Here is a 19514-nt window from a genome sequence, read left to right as displayed (position 1 = left end):
ACGTGCCCGACGCGGTTCAGCCGCTTACGTCTTCGCCGCGTAGGTCTTTCGTGGTGGGTGCAGGCACGCAGGGGGAGCGGTCATGGCCGGGAACGTGTCGTTCGACAAGGTGCGGCGGGCCGCCGCCGAGAGCGTCGGGGGGCTGCCCCGCCAGTTCTGGTGGCTGTGGACGAGCACCCTCGTCAACCGGCTCGGCGCCTTCGTGGCGACGTTCCTGGCGCTGTATCTGACCCTGGACCGCGGCTACTCCGCCTCGTATGCCGGTCTCGTCGGCGCCCTCTACGGCCTGGGCGGAGTCGTCTCCTCGCTCGGCGCCGGGGTGCTGACCGACCGCATCGGGCGGCGTCCGACCCTGCTGGGCGCGCAGTTGGCGACGGCCGTCTCCGTCGCCTCCCTCGGCCTGGTCACGCACCCGGTGGCGATCGCGCTCGTCGCCGCGCTCGTGGGGATGTCCACCAACGCCTCCCGGCCCGCCGTGCAGGCGATGATGGCCGACATCGTCCGCCCCGAGGACCGGGTCCGCGCCTTCTCGCTCAACTACTGGGCCATCAACCTCGGCTTCGCCGTCTCCTCCACCAGCGCCGGGCTCATCGCCCAGTACAGCTACCACCTGCTGTTCTTCGGCGAGGCGGCCATGGTGCTGGCCACCGCGCTGATCACGTTCCGGAAGCTGGCCGAGTCCCGGCCCGCCACGGCCGGCTCCCCGGCGCCCGCCGCCGACACAACCTCCGAGGCGGTGCCGGACTCCCCGCCCGACGGCAGCAGCAACGTCTCGCTGTGGACGGTGCTGCGCGACCGGCGCTTCATGGTCGTCGTCACACTCAACCTGCTGCTGGCCACCCTCATCCAGCAGGCGTTCGTCTCGCTCCCCATCTCCATGGGCGAGCAGGGACTCACCAGCACCGACTTCGGCACCGTCATCGCCCTCAACGGCGTCCTGATAGTGCTCCTCCAACTCCCCCTCACCCGCTTCATCCAGAACCGCGACCCGGCCAAACTGCTGATCGTCTCCGCGCTGCTGACCGGATACGGCTTCGGACTGAACGCGTTCGCCGCATCGGCCGCCTTCTACGCGCTCGCCGTCGCCGTCTGGACACTCGGCGAGATGATCAACGCCCCCACCCAGATGGGCCTGGTCGTCCAGCTCTCGCCCACCCACGGCCGGGGCCGCTACCAGGGCGTCTACGCCCTCTCCTGGTCCGTCGCCTCCCTCGGCGCACCCCTGCTGGGCGGCGCCGTCATCGACCATTTCGGCGCCGACACCCTGTGGACCGCCAGCGCCGTAGTGGGCACCCTCGCCGCCCTCGGCTACGCGCTGCTGCTCCGCAGCATGCGGGCCCACCCCGCCCCGGAGCCGGTGCACTCCTCCGCGGAGGCCGCGTCCGCGGAGGCACCGCCTTCCGCGGAGGTCGTCTCCGCGGAGGTCGTCTCCGCGGAGCAACCCGTCTCCGCGGATGCCGCTTCCGCGGAGCAACCTGCCTCCGCGGAGGCGCCGACGGCACCCGCGGAGCCCGCGGTCTGAGTGCGCCGGGGGCACCTGTTCGTGTGATCACCGAATCAATCTGTACTCACAGACTTTCCCGCTTCGCTCGACCTACGCAGGAGGCCGCGTACAGCCCCGACGGGCAGCAGACAGAGCCGCTTCCGTCGTCGGTCGGGTAGCACCCCCGCGGTCACCGAGCGGAGGCTGCGAACTACCACCGGCAACGCGGCGGGCGTACCGTTCCCAGTGTCGAGTCCGAGAACGGAGCGCTCACAATGCCCGAGCACACCGACACACATATCGGCGAACGCCTGCGGGACATCCGCAAACGCCGAGGCATGACGCAACGCGATCTCTCCACCGCCGCTGGCGTCTCCCTGTCGCTGGTGCGGAAGCTGGAACAGGGCGAGTACGGCGATACCCGTATGGAGACCGCCCGGCGTCTCGCCTACGCCCTCCGCGTGCCCACAGGCCGCCTGCTGCGGCGTGATGCCGACGACGCCGACCCCGTCACCGTCGACCGGTGGGCGCCCGTGCGCGCAGCCCTGCTCGCACCGCCGACCGACCAACTCGACGACGAGCCCACCACAACCGGAGTCGCTACCGCCCTCGACGCCGCCGAACCACTGGTCGTCGCCGCCGACCTCGCCGGGCTGGCCGCTGTCCTCCCGGCACTGCTGCGCGACGCCGATGCCCTCACCGAAGACGGTCCCCGCACCCGCGCCGTACAGGTCCGCGTGTTGCAGCTCGCCGGATGGCTCCTGACGCAGACCCGCCAGTACGACGCCGCAGCGGCTGCCCTCGAACGAGCTCTTGACACCGCCAGTGATCGTCTCGATGGTGCAGCCACCGTCAACACGCACTGTTGGCTGTTGCTCCGCATGGGCCGACTCACCGAGGCGCGGGAACTGGCCGCCCGTTGGGCCGACGACACCGAGCCTCGCATGTCCCGCGCCACAGCCGGCGAGCTCGCCGGCTGGGGGTGGCTGCTGCTACGCACCGCGGGCGCTGCCGTACGCGACAACCGCCCCGGCGAGGCAGCCGACGCCCTGCGTCTCGCCCGCTCGGCGGCTGTCGCGGTCGGCCGCGAAGACGTGGCCGGAGTCGACAATCTGCGCACTTTCGGTCCGGTGACGGTCGCTCAGCACCGCGTCGAGCACGCCTCGGTGACCGACCGTCCCGACCACGTGCTCAAACTCGCCGCCCACATGCCGCAGGGCCGGACGACCGGCAGCAATCGGGCCCGACACCTGCTCGACGTGGCGAACGCACACGCGACCATGCGCCAGTACGGAGACGCCATCGACGTACTGCAACGGGTCCGAGGCGAGCAGCCGGATTGGCTCCCGCAGCAGAGGTACGCCCGGGACATCATGGGGCGGATCATCGGCCGCCGTCGCACCCTCACTCCGGAAATGCGCGACCTTGCCGACGCGATCGGCGTACCCGCCTAGTAACACTCAGTGGTACTTCCGTTACTCAGGTACGACAAGTGCCATACCGCTCGACCTCCCGGTGCGCCTACGTTCGGTGACCACCAGTCACCTACGCGCCGGGGGTACCCGTGCCGATCACGAACAGAACCTCGCAAGACCGCGCCCGCCGCGCCGACATCGCGGCAGCCGCGGCCGGAGCCATGCCTCCCGCCGTGCCGTGGATACCGCCGAACGGCACCGATTCGCAGATGCAGCCCGCGGGGATCGCATGGGACGCGGTGCGCGCCCCCTCGCACCTCGCCCGGCCCGCCCTTGCGGCGCTCGGCGACGAAGCAGGCGCTGTCATCCGGGACCCGTACAACGGCGACCTGTACTGGCTCCTCCCCCCTGGTGCGGTCACCGTGTGGGAGCCGCTTCCGCAGGTGACGACGTACGGCACGGCCTGCTATGTCGAGATCCCGCCCACCGGTCGCACCGGCGGCCCCGGCCCCTACTGGATTCGCGAGCCGCACGACCGACACCTCACCCGGCCCGCCACGCTGCACGCGGCGCTGGCCACCGCCGTCGGCGAACAGCGGACGGAGGCCGAGTCGTGAACCGCTGTGTCCGATGCCGCATGCGAGGGACCGTCGTCGTGTTCGAGACCTCCGGTGGGAGCTACACCGGGCCGGACGGCGGCCCACCCGGATCCGGCCCGCTGACAGGACGCATGTACGCGTGCCGACCACACGCCGAGGAGATCGCCCGCGAGGACGACGAACGTCAGCGGGCCGCAAATCGAAAGGCTTCCCCGTGATGCGCGGACTCCGCCACCGCGTGATGACCACCTGCGGAATCGCCGCGCCGTTCCTGCTGCTCGCGATCGGCTTCGGCACCGGGTTCACCATCGCCGCCGCCCTCAGCAGCACCTCATGACTCCCGCCCGCGTCAATGAGACGCCCCCGCGGCACATCCCGGCACCGGCGGGCCGCTCCCGACAGGGGGCAGTTCCTCGTACACCACCGTCGGCCGGGGCACACCAGCGCACCACCCATGGCGACCGACGGGTCAGGGTCGCGACACCTCTACCGGATCTACCGGATCTACCGGAAGGCAGGAAGATGCAGGCATTGATCTCACACCCCCGGGAAGCGTTCCCGGTCGCGCCCGGACACGGGCGCATCCCGCACAGCAGCGCCCCACCGAGCGGCGAGGAAACCCGCCCGTGGGTGCTGCGCTTCGCGCGCGTCCCCGATGCCGCGCAAGCGATCGTGCGGCCCCCGGCGGTCTACGACAACGAGTTGCAGATGTCCCGCGGCCTGTACGACGGCCCGCTCCCCTACATGCAGACCCACACCCCGACCGTCCCCGACGGCAGCCCTACGAACCCGCCGCCGTTGGACGAGGGCCCGAAGGACTGATGCCCTCATGCCCGCCGTGCTCGTGATTGCAGCGCAGGACGACTGGCCCACGGACCGCGTCGTCAAGGCACTCACGGACGGTGGTGCGGAGGTGTTCCGGATGGACACCGCGCAGTTCCCGCAAGAGCTGTCCCTCGCCGGGCGCATCGACGCCCGGCGAGGGTGGTCCGGCGGGCTCACCACCGCACACCGCGCCGTCGACCTGGCCGATATCTCCGCCGTCTACTACCGCGCCCCGAACCCCTTCGACCTGCCCGCCATGTCCGAGCCCGAAAGGCGCTTCGCCGCCGCGCAGGCCCGCGCCGGTCTCGGCGGCATCATCACCGCTCTCGACTGCCGCTGGATGTCCCATCCGGCCGCCATGTCCCGCGCGGAGTACAAGCCGCTCCAACTCGCCACCGCACGCACGGCCGGCCTCACCGTGCCCGCAACGCTCATCACCAACAACCCGGCCGCCGTTCGCACGTTCGTCGGTGAGGTGGGAGGCCGGGTCGTCTGCAAGCCAGTGGCAACCCCCGTATTCATCGAAGGCGATCAGCTCAAGACCGTCTACACCCGCCGTCTCTCCGCAGCGGATCTCGCCGATCTGCGAGGCATCGACACCACCGCACACCTCTTCCAAGCATGGGTCGACAAGGCACACGAGGTACGACTCACCGCCGTCGGCGAGCGGCTGTTCGCCGCTGAGGTCCACGCCGCCGGCAGCGCTGGACACATCGACTGGCGCAGCGACTACGCCTCCCTCACCTACCAGGCCACCACGGTCCCGGATGCGACCGCCGAGGGCGTGCGACGGTACCTGCGTCGGCTCGACCTCCGGTTCGCCGCCTTCGACTTCGTCGTCACCCCGGACGGCACATGGACGTTCCTGGAAGCGAACCCGTGCGGACAGTGGGACTGGATCGAGCACGCGACCGGCCTCCCTCTCGCCCAGGCCATCGCCGACGAGTTGCAAGGAGCTTCATGAACGACTCCCCCGACCGCGCCCGCCCGCACAGGGAGGCTCTCGCCCACCAGCTCACCGCAGCAGGTGCGATCCGCACCCGCTCCTGGGCCGCCGCCTTCGCCGACGTTCCCCGGCACCTGTTCGTGCCCCGCTGGTACGAGCAGGAGACCGACGCGCGCGGCATCACCGTCTGGCGTGAGCGGCGGGCCACCGGCACGGACGCCGACCTCGCCGCCGTGTACCGCGACCAGACCCTCGTGACCGCGCTCGACCCGACCACCGCCGAACAGGTCGACGAGACGGCATGGACCGGCATTCCCACCTCCTCCAGCACCCTGCCGAGCCTGATGGCCCGCATGCTCGAAGATCTGGCCGTCGAGGACGGAAACCGCGTGCTGGAGATCGGCACCGGCACCGGCTACAACGCCGCCCTGCTCAGCCATCGGCTCGGCGGACCGGTGCACTCGGTCGATGTCGACCCCGGACTTGTCGAGACCGCGCGGCAGCGCCTCGCCGAGGCCGGCTACGTGCCGCGACTCGCGGCCGGCAACGGCTCCCTCGGGCACCCTGCCGGTGGCACGTTCGACCGGATCATCGCCACCTGCTCCGTACCGGCCGTCCCCGACGCATGGCTCGACCACAGCAAGCCCGGCACACTCCTCGTCACCGACCTCGACCTCGGTATCGAAGGCGGACTCGTCAGACTCGGCGTGGACGACGCCCGCAGCGCCGTCGGGCACTTCACCGCGACCTGCGGACGCTTCATGGCCGCCCGCACGGACGCGACCAGCTATCCGGCGCCCCGGTGGCCCGACCGGGCACCTACCGCCGGCACCCGCCCGACAACGGTCACCGCGGCCGACATCCGGGCCAGCTACCCTTTCCGCCTGCTCCTCGCCTTCCACCTGCCCCGCACCCAACTCGTCCACCACGTCGACGAAGCCGGTGCCGTGGCGCTCCAGCTCCAGCACCCCGACGGCTCCTGGGCTCGCGCGCCCCTCGCCGACGCCCCCGCCACCGTCACGCACGGCGGGGTGCGGGATCTGTGGCAGCAGGTCGAAGCGGCCTGGCGGTGGTGGAACGACGCGGGGCGCCCCTCACAGGACCGGTTCGGCTACGCCCGCGAACCGGACGGAAGCGTCTACGCCTGGCACATCCCCGACGGCACCCGCTGGGATCTGCCCGCACGGGCGTGAGCGCCGAAGACGGGGGCCGGGGCCCTCGCGCAGCCGCCGGAGGCGCCGCTCCTGTCGTGGCGGTGCGCAGCGTCCGGATCAGGTCCGCTGGGCGGCCAGGCCGCGGAGTCTCCCGCTCGGCGCAGGTCAGCGCTTGCGGTAGTTCTCCGGGCCGCAGGAGCGCGAGGCACGGGTCGTCGCGGCGTATACGTACGGATAGAGCCAGTCCTCTGCGAGGAGGTCGGTGCGCAGAGTTCGGATGGCGATCACATAGCGCCCGGAGAAGTGCATCAGGGCACGTTCGAAGAATCCGTCACCGTAGTCGCCGCGGCGGGGGCTGCCGTCGTCGTGGTTCTGGGCGGACCAGAGCGTCAGTTCCTTATGCCATGTGTCGCCATACTGCAGGACGAAGTTGTAGACCATGGAAGCCGTCGCACTGTCCGGCATCGGGAAGACGGTGACGGAGACCAGGATCGGCGGGTTCGGGCTGCCCTGCTCCAGGTAAACCCCGGCCATCACCTGCGGGCAGTCGCACGAGGTGAGCACGGAGGCCAGATTCCGGGGTCCGGCCTCCTCGGCCGGCCGCGGACCCGCCGCCACACGCACGTACTCGCCGTCGAGGTCGTTGACGAATCTCTCGGGCAGCAGGGCGTCCGCCGTGAACGGAGTCGGGTCGGTCGCCCTGCTGTTCCAGCGTGCCTCGTCGATCTCGCCGTCTCCTTCCGCTCCGGTGGTGGAAGCGTCTTTCGGGGGGCCGAGCAACCGGTCGACCTCGGCGCGCTGGTCCCGTACGAGAGCAGCGACGCGCGGGGGCCAGGGCCGCGTGGAGGCCGCGGCGTGGCCGACGAGGTCCCGCAGCCGGTTCAGGTCGGGCCGCTCGGCCGGGTCCTTGGCCAGGCACGCTGCCGCGACCTGGCGTATCCGGTCGGGCAGCGCGGACAGGTCGGGCTCGGCGTACAGGACGTCGTGGAACACCTGCTGCAGCGACGTTCCCGCGAACGGGCTGGCGCCGGTGCAGGCCATGACCAGCACCGAGCCGAGCGAGAAGACGTCGCTCGCCGGTGTGATCGCGGCTCCTTCGACCTGTTCGGGGGACATGTAGGACGGCGAGCCGACCACCCAGCCGGTCCGCGTCAGCCGGGTGCTGCCCGCGGCGTCGTCGGTGGCCAGCGCGATCCCGAAGTCGACCACCCGGACGCCCTCGTCGTCGGCCGGCACCTCGGCCCGGTCGGCGAGCGGGACGCCCGTCACGGCGGGTTCGTCGGTGAGGAGGATGTTGTCCGGTTTGAGGTCCCGGTGCACCAGACCGGCCGCGTGGATCTCCTCCAGCGCGGCGATCAGGCCCGCGGCAAGCCGGAGCACCGCCTCCTCCGGAAGTGTCTCCCCGGCGGCGACGGCGACGGTGGTGGCATCGGCTGCGCTGTCGGCGGCTTGGTCGGCGACAGCGCCGGTGACGACCCGGTGCAGTGCGGGGCCGCACACGAAGTCCGAGGCCAGCCAGGGGGTGGGGGCGTCGAGGTCCGCGTCGAGCACGTTCGCGGTGCGGGTACCGCGCAGCCTGAGCGCCACCGCCACCTCCCGCCGGAACCGGTTTTGGTGACGCCAGTCATCAGCGAGCGCCGCGCGGATCAGTTTGACGGCCACCAGCCGACCGTCCGGGGCGGCCCCGAGGTAGACCCGGCCCATACCGCCGTGGCCCAGTACGGCCAACAGCCGGTACTGTCCGATCTCCCGCGGATCGACCTCCGCCAAGGGCTGCACCACCGCCACCTCCCGGCACAGATCATGCCGTTCGGCGGCGACAGGCGGTAGACCGGTCCGCCGACTTCACGGTTCCCGTCACGCCCACCGTGGGGCCTCGCCTCGAGAGATGAACGGGCGGACACAGTAGACGCGTTCGGATTCCTGCGCCTCGCATGGTCGCCTTTTGCGCAAGCCCAGGGGCAGGACTCTCCGCCCACCGCGTGGTGTTCAATGTCCGGGACACATCAGTCACTTGAGTCACACAGAAAACGGGGAGCACACATGAGAACACTCGGACGCGTGCTGCTGGCGGTACCCGCCGCCGTACTGATCACCGCCGGAACGGCGACCGCGGCAGCCGCCGCGAACGGCACCCCGAGCAGTGCGCCGCCGTCGAGCGCCCCGTGCGTGTCGACGTCCGGTGCGAAGGCATGCTTCGTCGCGAACGGGGACACCGTCTACGTCAAGGACACCAAGGCCAACGGCGACTCCGTCGCGGGCACGCTCAAGTCGAGGCTCCCGTCGCGCTGGGGCCGCGAATGCTTCAACAGCCGTGGCGCGGCCGCCGGCTGGGTGAAGTGCAGCTTCGACGTGCCGGAGTACGAATGGGCCGACCTGTGGGCCGTCAACAAGCCCTTCATCGGCAGCCAGAACTCCACGGGGGTCTACACCAGCCCCCTCATCTGATGCGTGTTCGGCCGGTGGCCGGGCGGGGCGCCTCGGCCGGCCACCGACCGGGGGACAGCCGGCTGGGGGCTGACGCCCCCGCCGGCAGATCAGGCAGCGGCCTGACCGAGCCCCAACTGCACCAGCAGGAGCAGCAGCAGGATCCCCAGGCCGATCCCGGCCGCCCGCGCAGCCCGCTGGACCGTGAATATGGTGACCAGCGTGCACAGTGTCGTCATCGGCACTCCGACGAGGTCCGTCGCCATCAGTGCGGTTTCGAACCGGATCGGGCTGCGGACCCCGTCCTGGCATGACGAGCAGGCGATGGCCATGAGCGGGCCGAAGACGAACACCACGGCGCCGAAGCCCAGGACCACTGCGGCCAGGAACAGCAGACCGATCCGCTCGGCGGCGGTACGCGGGTGCGGGCTCTGCGCAGCGGGCCCGGCGGCCGTGGAGTCGGCGGGGGCGTCGGACTCGGCGTCCCGGGACCCGGACGCCGCAGCACTGTTCGGTTCCATGGATGGGAACGTACGAGCCGCGCGGGGGCGCGACCATCCGTCCGCGTACTCATCCGCGTACTCATCCACGGCCCCGCACGCATACTCGGTCCGGCGACCGGGGGCGGCACCCCGGGCGGAGCCGGCCGCAGGGCGGCCGGCCCGCGCGGCCGGTCAGTCCACGTGGCGGGTCAGCCCTCGTGACGGGTCAGCCCACGTGGCCGGTCAGCCCTCGTGGCCGGTCAGCCCTCGTGGCCGGTCAGGTGCGTGAACGCGTCCAGGTTCCGGGTGGACTCGCCGCGCGCGGTGCGCCAGGCGTACTCCTTGCGGATGGCGTCGGCGAAGCCCATCTCCAGCAGGGTGTTGAAGGAGCCGTCGGCGTTCTCCAGGACGCTGCCGAGCAGGCGGTCGACCTCCTCGCCGGTGACGGAGGCCAGCGGCAGCCGTCCCACGAGGTAGATGTCGCCGTGCCCGTCGATCGCGTAACTGACGCCGTACAGCTTGGTGTTGCGCTCCAGGAGCCAGCGGTGCACAGCGGCGTGGTTCCCGTCCGGGTTGCGGACGACGAAGGCATTGACCGAGAGGGAGTGCGCACCGACCGCCAGTGAGCACGTGGTCTGCAGCTTCCGGGTGCCCGGGAGTGTGACGACGTACGTGCCCTCCGCCGGGCTCTCCCACTCCAGCTCGGCATCGCTCAGTGTCCGCTCGATCGCCGCACGTGCCGCGGCAGCAACGTCACCCATGCGGCGATCGTAGGCGACGCCGCCGCTCCTGCAACGCGGCGGCGTACACCTCGGCGGTGGACCCGGCCGCGGCGGCCCAGCCGAAGCCCTGCGCGTGCCGGGCGGCGGCGGTGCCGAGCCGGTCCGGGAGGTGCGGGTCGTCGGCGAAGCGGCGCAGGGCGCGGGCGTACTCGGCGGGGTCGTGCCCGGCGACCAGACAGCCGCTGATGCCGTCCCGCACCGCGACCGGGAGCCCGCCGACGGCGGCGGCCACCACGGGGGTGCCGCACGCCTGGGCCTCGACGGCGACCAGGCCGAAGGACTCGCTGTAGGACGGCATGACCAGCACGGAGGCGGCCCGGTACCAGTCGGCGAGCTGTTCCTGGCCGACCGGTGGCCGGAAGGCGACCAGGTCGGCTATGCCCAGCCGGGCGGCGAGCTTCTGCAACCCCTCCGGCTTGGCGAGGCCGCTGCCGCTGGGCCCGCCCACCACGGGCACCACCATCCGGCGGCGCAGCGAGGGGTCCTCGTCCACCAGCCGGGCCACCGCGCCCAGCAGCACGTCCGGGGCCTTGAGCGGCTGGATGCGGCCGGCGAAGAGCGGGATCAGCGCGTCCTGGGGCAGGCCGAGCCGGGCTCGGGCCGCGGCGCGGCCGTCCGCGGGCCGGAAGCGGTCGAGGTTGACGCCGGGGTGGACGACGGCGGTGCGGTCGCGGGGTGCCTCGTAGTGGTGGACGAGGTCGCCCGCCTCCTCGTCGGTGTTGGCGACCAGCCGGTCGGCGGCGCGCACGATCTGCGTCTCGCCGATGACGCGGGCGGGCGGTTCGGGGGTGTCGCCGTCGGCGAGGGCGGCGTTCTTGACCTTGGCCATGGTGTGCATGGCGTGCACCAGCGGGACGCCCCAGCGCTGTGCGGCCAGCCAGCCGACGTGCCCGGACAGCCAGTAGTGGGAGTGCACCAGGTCGTAGTAGCCGGGCCGGTGGCCGGCCCACACCTGCATCACTCCGTGCGTGAAGGCGCACAGTTGCGCGGGCAGCTCTTCCTTGGAGAGGCCCTCGTAGGGGCCCGCGTCGATGTGCCGCACGAGGACGCCGGGGGCCAGCTCGACGGTGGGGGCCAGGGTGCCGGTCGTGGCGCGGGTGAAGATCTCGATCTCGGTGCCCTGCGCTGCGAGCTGCCGCGCCAGTTCGACGATGTAGACGTTCATGCCGCCCGCGTCGCCAGTGCCCGGCTGGTGGAGCGGGGAGGTGTGGACGCTGAGCATCGCCACCCGGCGGGCCCGGCGCGGGCCGGTCAGGCGCAGCAGCGGGGGCCTGGACTGGTGCGGGAGGGCGGAGCGTCCGCCGCGCCGCTGACCGAGCCGGGACACGTGGTGGCTCACGGTTCCGATGCCTCCTCCGTTGCGGACGGTACGGTCCGGGACACGGTGCGGTACGAGATCGCGGCAGCCGCGACCCGGCCACGCGCGGCCCGCGAGCGAGAACAGCGAAAAGGTTGCTCCGTCTTCCCTCTTCGCGGTCGAATTTGCCGAACTGTGACAATCGGCTCGGTTCTCCGGGCCCGCGTATCCTCGCCTCATGCCGCCGCGTTCCCCCGTACCGTCCCGCCCGGTCGGTACGGTCACCCGCGGGACGACCAACCCGAACCGGCTGCGCCGGATGGACCGCTGGATCGCCGCCGCGCACGGCCCCGCGCTCCGCCGCTCCCCCGCCCCGCCCGCCGCCGTCGACCTCGGCTACGGTGCGGCACCCTGGACGGCCGTCGAGCTGCTGGAGCGGCTGCGCACGGTGCGCGGCGACGCGCGGGTGTACGGCGTCGAGATCGACCCGGCGCGGGTCGCCGCGGCGTACCCGTACGCGCGCCCGGGCCTGGCCTTCGTCCGCGGCGGCTTCGAACTGCCCGTCGACCGGGGCCGCGGGCTGACACTGATCCGCGCGGCGAACGTGCTGCGCCAGTACCCGGAAGCGGAGGTCCTTCCGGTGTGGCGGCGGCTGTGCGCGCGGCTGGCGCCGGAAGGGCTGCTGGTGGAGGGCACCTGCGACGAGATCGGCCGCCGCCATGTGTGGGTGGCGCTCGGCCCGGAGGGCCCGCGGACGGTGACCTTCGCCGCCCGCCTTGCCACCCTGGCGGCCCCCTCCGACCTGGCCGAACGGCTGCCGAAGGCGCTCATCCACCGCAACGTGCCCGGCGAAGGGGTGCACGCCTTCCTCACCGACTTCGACCGCGCCTGGGCCACCGCCGCCCCCTACGGCGCCCTCAGCGCCCGCCAGCGCTGGATCCGCGCGGTACACGCCCTCGCCGCGGACTGGCCGCTGGCCGACGGCCCCCGCCGCTGGCGCCAGGGCGAGGTGACGGTCCGCTGGAGCGCCCTCGCCCCGCACACCATGCCGGGCGCCTTCGTCTGACGCCTCCCGCCCCGACGGTTCGCCGCCGGGCGCCGCCGCCCCGCCGGGCCCCCGATTCGGGACCGCCGCACAGGCGGCCCCTGCCCGGGAGGCGTTCCCGCAGCCGGACCGCGAGCGGCCCCCACACGTCTGACACACCGCAAAGATCCTGTGACCGTGCGCACTTGACCCCGACTATTCATTCAGAGAATAGTGGGGGTCATGTCCACCGCAGCTCACGTGTTGCTCGCCCTGCTCGCCGCCGGACCGCTGCACGGGTACGACCTGAAGAAGGCCCATGACCTGCGCTTTCCGAAGGCGAAGCCGATGGCGTTCGGCCAGGTGTACGCCACCTTGGGGCGACTGGAACGGGACGGGCTGGTCGAGCAGACGGGCACCGACCGCGACGGCGGACCCGACCGGACGCTGTTCGCCCTGACCGACGCGGGCCACCGGGCGCTGGACACGTGGCTGGCCGCAGTCGAGACCCCGGCCCCGTACGTGAGCTCCGACCTGCTCGCCAAGGTCGTCGTCGCGCTGCTGGTCGCCGACCCCGAACAGGCCCGCACCTGGCTGAGCGCCCAACGCCGGGCGCACACGGCGCGGCTGCGGGAACTCACCGCACTCAAGGCGGATCCGACGACCGGTCTCGGCGACGTGATCGCCGCCGACTTCGCCCTCACCCACCTGGACGCCGACCTGCGCTGGATGCAGACCACGCTGGAACGCGTCACCGACCTCCATCGGGAGATCCACGGATGACAGTCCTGGAAGCACGCTCAGTCGTGAAGTCCTACGGCCCCACGCCCGCGCTCCGCGGCGTCGGCCTCGAGCTGGCCGAGGGAGAGGTCCTGGCCGTCACGGGGCCGAGCGGCTGCGGCAAGTCCACCCTGCTGCACTGCCTGTCCGGCATCCTGCAACCCGACTCGGGCGAGGTCCGGTACCGCGGCAGGCCGCTGGACGCATACTCGGAGGCCGACCGGACCCGGCTGCGCCGCACGGAGTTCGGCGTGCTGTTCCAGTTCGGCCAGCTCGTGGCGGAGATATCAGCGGCGGAGAACGTCGCACTGCCCCTGCTGCTGACCGGACGCAGCCGCGCCGAGGCCCGCACGGCAGCACGCGACCAACTCGACCGCCTCGGCGTGGCGGAGGCCGCCGAGTCCCGGCCGGGACAGCTCTCCGGCGGCCAGCAACAGCGCGTGGCAGCGGCGCGTGCGCTGGTCACCGAGCCGGGGGTGCTCTTCGCGGACGAACCCACCGGCGCCCTCGACCAGCTCGCCGGGGAGAAGCTCCTGGGCGAACTGGTCCGGACGGCCCGCGAGCGGGGCACCAGCGTCCTGCTGGTCACCCACGCCCCGGTCGTGGCCGCATACGCCGACCGGGAAGTCGTCCTCCACGACGGCGTCGTCGACGCGAGCGGACTCGGCACCGGGAGACTCGGCGCCGGCGCGCGGACGGGAACCCCGCTGTGAGCGCCGTGCTGGAGATGCGGCCCGCGGTGCTGCTGCGGCTCGCACGTGCCGGAACCCGCACGGACACCCTCCGGGTCGTCCTCACCGCGGCGGGCGCGCTGCTGGGCACCCTCGCCCTGCTCGCGGGACTGACCGTGGCCGCCATCGGCACGCCCCTCGACGTGACCGCGGGCTCCCGGGCGCAGTCGGACCAGTACAGCAGCCTGCTGCTGCGGCAGCCGGGGCTGCGGCCCGGGGTGTGCCTCGCGTTCGGCCTGCTGACCCTCCCGGTACTGGCGTTGGCCGGGCAGTGCGCCCGCATCGGCGCGCCCGCCAGGGACCGGCGGCTGGCCGCGCTGCGACTGGCCGGAGCGACACCCCGGCAGAGCACCGCCGTCGTCGCCACCGAAACCGGACTCGCGGCCCTGCTGGGCGCCTGCGCGGGCTTCGCCGTCCACTTCACGCTCCGGGCCGTTCTCGACGAGCCGAACGCGGACGGCCGACTGCCGCTGCCCACCGATGTGCTGCCCCACCCGGTCGGCATGGCCGCGGTTCTGCTCGGCATCCCCCTGCTCAGCGCGGCGAGCTCCGCGGTGCTGACGCGCCGGGTCGTGGTGAGCCCCCTGGGAGTGACCCGCCGCGTCCGTACACGGGTCCCCCGCCCGTGGCCGGGGCTCCTCCTGCTGGCCGCAGCAGCGGCCTTCGCCGGGGTGGGCGCCCTGCGCCCGGAGGAAAGCGGCCTGCCGGAAACGGACTCCGTACTCGTCGAAGGCGGACTGCCGTTGCTGCTCCTGCTCATCGGCGGAGTGTGCACCGTACTCGGGCTGGTGCTCGGCACCGCCTGGATCTCCCACACCGCCGGCCGGATACTCCACCGCCACGCCCGCCGCGCCCCGGCCCTGCTCGCCGCCCGGCGGCTGATCGCGGACCCGTGGCACGGCAGTCGCACGCTGTCCGCCTTCCTGGCCTGCGTACTGGTCGGCGCCGGTGCGGCAGCCGTCCGCGCCACCTTCTCGGCGCTGTGGGACGCGGAGACGGCGGCGGCGCGCTACGAGGCGCGCGCCGGAGTCGACGACCGGGCACTCACGAGAGCCGACCCCTTCTACCTCGACTCGATGTTCCTGGTGGATGTCGCTGTCGTCACCGCTGCGGTGATCGCAGTCGGCGGACTGCTGGTCGCGCTCGCCGAGGCGGTCGCAGCCCGCAGGCGCACCCACGCGGCGCTGATCGCCTCCGGGGTGCCCAGGAGCGTGCTCGCCCGGGCCACCCTGTGGCAGACCCTCGCCCCCGCGGTACCCGCCGTTCTCCTCGCCCTCTCGCTGGGTACCGCCCTGGGCCGCGGGGTCATGGGCCGCAAGGCCGCGGCCGGCGGACACCGCTTCCGCGCGTGCGTCGCCGCGGACGGCTGCCCGGACGCACTCACCGACGCCAACAGCAAGGCGGTCGAGGTACCCGAGATGGTCCGCACCACCCACATCCCCTGGGCCGAACTGGCTTTCCAGGCCGGTGGCGCGCTGGTCCTGCTGCTCGCCGCGACCGCAGCGGCCCTGCTCTTCCTGCGTTCCACCGCGTCCGTCGAGGAACTCCGCACCCAATGAGCCGAACGGCGCCGCCCCGCCTCAGGAAGCGCCCCGGGAACCGGCTCAGGAAGGGGCGCCCTCGGGATGGGTGCGGGTCCAGTGGCGGCCGAAGGTGAAGCGGGCGGCCTCGACCTCGTGGCGCTGGTCGGCGTGCAGCACGCCGAGGGCGTAGGCGGTGGCGGGCGCGATGCGGGGGGTCGCGGCGGCGGAGGCGGCAGCAGCGGCGGCCGCGGCGGCCTCGTGGTGCCGTTCCAGGGCCTCGCCCGCCGGGCGGAGCCGCGGGTCGGGCACCGCGTGCGGGCCCAGCACCTCCTGCGCGTAGCGGTACACCCGCAGCAGCACCCGGACGTGGTCCCAGGCCGCGTCCTGCCGTGCCTCGGTGCCCAGCGAACGGGAGAGGCCGTCGGCGTTGTACGGGGCGCCGGCTCGGGAGAGCGGGAGCGCGGCGACGGCCTCGTCGAGCCGGCGGCGCGCCTGCTCGGCCGGCGGCGCGAGCACCACCGCGACCGGCCGGTCGGCGTCGCCGCCCGGGCGGAACGGTGTCTCGGAGGCCAGCAGTGCCACCGCGTCGGCGACCGCGTGGAACCGGGCCGAGCCCAGGGCCTGGAGCGCGGCCGAGTGGGCGCGGGTGCGGGCCAGGGTGAGCTGGCGCTCCAGCAGGGCCCCGGCACGGGCCGCTCCCACCGGCAGGGCGCCACGCTCGCGAGTGGCCGCACCGCCTCCGGCGGACCGCCGCCCGCCGCCCGCGGCGCCGGGTGTCCGGCCGCCCGCCTCGGCGGCCGCCGGGTCGGTGCCCTCGCCCCTGCCCGCCGCACCGCTCGCCAGCCGGTGCAGGGCGGCCGACAGCCGCTCCAGCCGGTCCGCACAGGAGTACTCGCGGGCCACCACTCCGGCCAGCCAGCTCAGTTCGGTACGCAGATTGTCGGCCCAGACCGGGTCGAGCAGCGCACGGTAGGTGACGAGCACCCCGTTCATCCGGCGGGCGGCCGAGCGGAGGGCGCCGACGGAGGCGGCGGCACGGGCGCGGTCCGCCGCTCCCGCCGTCCCGCCGGAGCCGCCTCCGGCGCCCCCCGCACCGGCGCCGGTGCCCTGCGCGTGGTCGCGCAGCCCGCGGAGGAACTCCGCGGCGCGCTCCTGCAGATAGCCGCCCAGCACCTCGGCGGCCGTCCCCGCGGGCGCCGCCGGACCCGCGGGCCCGGGAACCGTCCCCGCGGCCGCCGCCGCACCTGCGGGCGCCGTGGCCGCGGCTGCACCCGGACCTGCGGCCGCCGCTCGGTCCACGGCCGGATCTGTCGCCGTGCCCCCGGGCGCCCCGGCGGGCCGCGGAGGCTCCCGCGTACCGCGCCCGGACTCGACGACCACGTCCCGGCTCCGTCCCATCACGTCCCCTTCCGCGCACCGCGCACGTTGTCCCCACCGTCCCCACCGGACCTACCGGACCTACCGGACCCACCGGACCCACCGGACCTGCCGGACCCATCTGCCGCACCAGCCGCCCCGCGCGGGTGTGCCCGTGCGCCCCTGCGTCGCCGCATCGCCCTCAGTCCCCCAACCGCCACGCGGCGCCGCACGTCACGTCGCGGCCGGACCGCGTTTGCGCCGCCGCCCCTCGATCAGCATTTCCTGCACGTTCGGCAGCCGCTGCCCGCCTTCCTCCTCGGCGGCCCGCGCGTGCCGCGTCCACACCCCGTCCGGGCCCAGATGCCAGGAGTCCGTGGCGTCGGACATCCCGGTGACCAGCAGCCGGTCGAGCGAGGTGCGGTGCGCGGGGTCGGTGACCCGCACCAGCGCCTCGATCCGCCGGTCGAGATTGCGGTGCATCATGTCGGCGCTGCCCAGCCACACTTCCGGCTCGCCACCGTTCCGGAAGGAGAACACCCGCGAGTGCTCCAGGAACCGTCCCAGCACGCTGCGCACCCGGATGTTCTCGCTCAACTCCGGTACGCCGGGCCGCAGCGCGCAGATGCCGCGCACCCACACGTCCACCGGCACGCCCGCGGCCGAGGCGCGGTAGAGGGCGTCGCACACCGTCTCGTCGACGATCGAGTTGACCTTGATACGGATGGCGGCCTCGCGCCCGGCCCGGTGGTGCTCAATCTCCCGCTGGATCCGTGCGACGAGTCCGTCCCGCAGGGAGCGCGGGGCGACCAGCAGTCTGCGGTAGGTCTCCCGCCGCGAGTAGCCCGACAGCCGGTTGAACAGGTCGGACAGGTCCGCGCCCACCTCCTGGTCGGCGGTCAGCAGGCCCAGGTCCTCGTACAGTCTGGCCGTCTTGGGGTGGTAGTTGCCGGTGCCCACGTGCGCGTACCGGCGCAGCACCTCGCCCTCCTGGCGCACCACCAGCGACAGCTTGCAATGGGTCTTCAGCCCGACCAGCCCGTAGACGACGTGGCACCCCGCCTCCTCCAGCTTGCGGGCCCACTTGATGTTGGCCTGCTCGTCGAAGCGCGCCTTGAGCTCGACCAGGACGAGCACCTGCTTGCCGGACTCGGCGGCGTCGATGAGCGCGTCCACGATCGGCGAGTCGCCCGAGGTGCGGTACAGCGTCTGCTTGATGGCCAGCACGTCCGGATCGGCGGCGGCCTGCTCCAGGAACGCCTGCACGGAGGTGGAGAACGAGTCGTAGGGGTGGTGCAGCAGGACGTCGCGGCGGCGCAGCGCGGCGAAGATGTCGGGGGCCGAGGCGGACTCGACCTCCGCGAGGTCCCGGTGGGTGCCGGCCACGAACTTCGGGTACTTCAGCTCCGGGCGGTCCATGGCGGCGACGATCCCGGACAGTCCCGTCAGGTCGAGCGGCCCGGGCAGCGGGAAGACCTCCGACTCGCCGACCTTCAGCTCCCGGATGAGCAGGTCGAGGACGTAGGGGTCGATGGACTCCTCGACCTCCAGGCGCACCGGCGGGCCGAACCGGCGCCGCATCAGCTCCTTCTCCAGGGCCTGGAGGAGGTTCTCCGCGTCGTCCTCCTCCACCTCGAGGTCCTCGTTGCGCGTGACCCGGAACATGTGGTGCGCGAGCACCTCCATCCCCGGGAACAGCTCCTCCAGATGCGCGGCGATCACGTCCTCCAGCGGGACGTAGCGCTGCGGCGACGCCTCCAGGAACCGCGGCAGCAGCGGCGGCACCTTCACCCGCGCGAAGTGGTTGTGCCCGCTGACGGGGTTGCGGACGACCACCGCCAGGTTGAGCGACAGGCCCGAGATGTAGGGGAAGGGATGGGCCGGGTCGACGGCCAGCGGGGTGAGCACGGGGTAGATCTGCTGCCGGAAGAGGGTCAGGAGCCTGGCCTGCTCCTTGTCCGTGAGCTCCGCCCAGCGCAGCAGGTGCAGCCCCTCGGCGGCCAGCGCCGGGGCGATGTCCTGCTGGTAGCAGGCGGCGTGCCGCTCCATGAGCTCCCGCGAGCGCTCCCAGATCCCCTCCAGCACCTCGCGCGGCTTGAGCCCCGCCGCGCTGCGGGTGGCCACGCCGGTCGCGATCCGGCGCTTGAGGCCCGCGACGCGGACCATGAAGAACTCGTCCAGGTTCCCGGAGAAGATCGCCAGGAAGTTCGCCCGCTCCAGCAGCGGCGTCTCCGGGTCCTCGGCGAGTTCGAGCACCCGCTCGTTGAAGGCCAGCCAACTGCGCTCCCGGTCCAGGAAGCGGTCGGACGGCAGGTCGGCGGCGGACTCGTCGTCCAGTCGGCCTGCGCCGCCCCCGTACACGTCCGGGTCGGAGTCGAGGTCGGGGTCCAGGCCCAGATCGGGGCCGGCGCCCGGGACACTTCCGGGATCGGTGGGTGAGCTGAGGCGGTGGGCCGCGATCGAGCCGACCGGGGACTGCGGCTGCTGGGTCATACCGCCATTGTCGATGCTCTCTGCGAGGGAGGACCGGGCCATTCCGCGAGGCTCGCACGCGAGTTTGAATCAATGGTTACGCCGACATGGCATCGCGGGGTGCCGCGGATGACCTGCCGGGGTGGGCGGCCCGCGCATTCCTCCGCTCCCGGGAGGTCCGGGAAGCGGCCTGGCCGGTTAGTATCCCCCGCACCCCC

17 protein-coding genes are annotated in these 19514 nt (G+C 73.0%); 11 read left to right on the top strand and 6 right to left on the bottom strand.

Annotation, left to right across the window (positions count from 1 at the left end; translation table 11 throughout):
• Window positions 1-82 precede the first annotated feature (82 nt).
• From BMX65_RS28500 to BMX65_RS28475, 6 genes are all read left to right on the top strand, one after another.
• Window positions 83-1522, top strand: coding sequence for an MDR family MFS transporter (locus BMX65_RS28500; RefSeq protein WP_075003243.1), 1440 nt, complete (start codon window positions 83-85; stop codon window positions 1520-1522).
• A gap of 236 nt (window positions 1523-1758) precedes the next feature.
• Window positions 1759-2937 (top strand): helix-turn-helix domain-containing protein, encoded by a 1179-nt coding sequence (locus tag BMX65_RS28495; RefSeq protein WP_075003242.1) that lies wholly within the window; start codon window positions 1759-1761, stop codon window positions 2935-2937.
• A gap of 110 nt (window positions 2938-3047) precedes the next feature.
• Window positions 3048-3515, top strand: a complete 468-nt coding sequence (locus tag BMX65_RS33100) for a hypothetical protein (RefSeq protein WP_177214368.1) — start codon at window positions 3048-3050, stop codon at window positions 3513-3515.
• A gap of 513 nt (window positions 3516-4028) precedes the next feature.
• The gene (gene tgmA, locus BMX65_RS28485; protein WP_239502293.1) at window positions 4029-4319 is read left to right on the top strand and encodes a putative ATP-grasp-modified RiPP; all 291 of its coding nucleotides are present in this window, start codon (window positions 4029-4031) and stop codon (window positions 4317-4319) included.
• A 7-nt stretch (window positions 4320-4326) separates the two neighbouring features.
• Window positions 4327-5286: an ATP-grasp ribosomal peptide maturase gene (tgmB, locus tag BMX65_RS28480; protein ID WP_075003240.1), complete on the top strand. Its 960-nt coding sequence runs from the start codon at window positions 4327-4329 to the stop codon at window positions 5284-5286.
• Window positions 5283-6461, top strand: a complete 1179-nt coding sequence (locus BMX65_RS28475; protein ID WP_075003239.1) for a methyltransferase domain-containing protein — start codon at window positions 5283-5285, stop codon at window positions 6459-6461. The genes tgmB and BMX65_RS28475 overlap by 4 nt, the downstream gene beginning before the upstream one ends.
• A gap of 126 nt (window positions 6462-6587) precedes the next feature.
• Here BMX65_RS28475 and BMX65_RS28470 read toward each other — a convergent pair whose 3' ends face one another.
• A complete protein-coding gene (locus tag BMX65_RS28470) occupies window positions 6588-8204 on the bottom strand; it encodes a serine/threonine-protein kinase (protein WP_075003238.1) in 1617 nt (538 codons plus the stop codon).
• Window positions 8205-8465: 261 nt separating this feature from the next.
• Here BMX65_RS28470 and BMX65_RS28465 point away from each other — a divergent pair, with 261 nt between their 5' ends.
• Window positions 8466-8870 carry a hypothetical protein gene (locus BMX65_RS28465; RefSeq protein WP_075003237.1) on the top strand — a complete coding sequence of 135 codons (405 nt, stop codon included), beginning with the start codon at window positions 8466-8468 and terminating at the stop codon, window positions 8868-8870.
• 89 nt (window positions 8871-8959) lie between these two features.
• Here BMX65_RS28465 and BMX65_RS32340 read toward each other — a convergent pair whose 3' ends face one another.
• The 3 genes from BMX65_RS32340 to mshA all read right to left on the bottom strand — a co-directional run bounded on the left by BMX65_RS32340 (window position 8960) and on the right by mshA (window position 11452).
• Window positions 8960-9370, bottom strand: coding sequence for a hypothetical protein (locus BMX65_RS32340; RefSeq protein ID WP_075003236.1), 411 nt, complete (start codon window positions 9368-9370; stop codon window positions 8960-8962).
• A 221-nt stretch (window positions 9371-9591) separates the two neighbouring features.
• Window positions 9592-10092, bottom strand: a complete 501-nt coding sequence (locus BMX65_RS28455; protein WP_075003235.1) for a type III secretion system chaperone family protein — start codon at window positions 10090-10092, stop codon at window positions 9592-9594.
• Window positions 10085-11452, bottom strand: a complete 1368-nt coding sequence (gene mshA, locus BMX65_RS28450) for a D-inositol-3-phosphate glycosyltransferase (RefSeq protein ID WP_075003234.1) — start codon at window positions 11450-11452, stop codon at window positions 10085-10087. Before mshA ends, BMX65_RS28455 begins: the two co-directional genes overlap by 8 nt.
• A 196-nt stretch (window positions 11453-11648) precedes the next feature.
• Here mshA and BMX65_RS28445 point away from each other — a divergent pair, with 196 nt between their 5' ends.
• The 4 genes from BMX65_RS28445 to BMX65_RS28430 all read left to right on the top strand — a co-directional run bounded on the left by BMX65_RS28445 (window position 11649) and on the right by BMX65_RS28430 (window position 15504).
• Entirely contained in the window at window positions 11649-12476 is an 828-nt protein-coding gene (locus BMX65_RS28445; protein WP_075003233.1) for an SAM-dependent methyltransferase, read from the top strand.
• A 201-nt stretch (window positions 12477-12677) separates the two neighbouring features.
• The gene (locus BMX65_RS28440) at window positions 12678-13217 is read left to right on the top strand and encodes a PadR family transcriptional regulator (RefSeq protein WP_075003232.1); all 540 of its coding nucleotides are present in this window, start codon (window positions 12678-12680) and stop codon (window positions 13215-13217) included.
• Window positions 13214-13927 (top strand): ABC transporter ATP-binding protein, encoded by a 714-nt coding sequence (locus tag BMX65_RS28435; protein ID WP_075003231.1) that lies wholly within the window; start codon window positions 13214-13216, stop codon window positions 13925-13927. The genes BMX65_RS28440 and BMX65_RS28435 overlap by 4 nt, the downstream gene beginning before the upstream one ends.
• Window positions 13924-15504, top strand: coding sequence for an FtsX-like permease family protein (locus tag BMX65_RS28430; RefSeq protein WP_204357591.1), 1581 nt, complete (start codon window positions 13924-13926; stop codon window positions 15502-15504). Before BMX65_RS28435 ends, BMX65_RS28430 begins: the two co-directional genes overlap by 4 nt.
• Window positions 15505-15549: 45 nt before the next feature.
• Here BMX65_RS28430 and BMX65_RS28425 read toward each other — a convergent pair whose 3' ends face one another.
• Together BMX65_RS28425 and BMX65_RS28420 are read right to left on the bottom strand one after the other, a co-directional pair.
• Entirely contained in the window at window positions 15550-16866 is a 1317-nt protein-coding gene (locus BMX65_RS28425) for a CHAD domain-containing protein (RefSeq protein WP_079172125.1), read from the bottom strand.
• Window positions 16867-17058: 192 nt separating this feature from the next.
• Entirely contained in the window at window positions 17059-19317 is a 2259-nt protein-coding gene (locus tag BMX65_RS28420) for an RNA degradosome polyphosphate kinase (protein WP_075003230.1), read from the bottom strand.
• Window positions 19318-19514: the final 197 nt, after the last annotated feature.

This window comes from Streptomyces qinglanensis, assembly GCF_900111245.1.
GTDB classification, from domain to species: Bacteria; Actinomycetota; Actinomycetes; order Streptomycetales; family Streptomycetaceae; genus Streptomyces; species Streptomyces qinglanensis.
The sequence above is the reverse complement of the archived record's forward strand: the minus strand, read 5'-3'. Positions and strand labels throughout refer to the sequence as shown.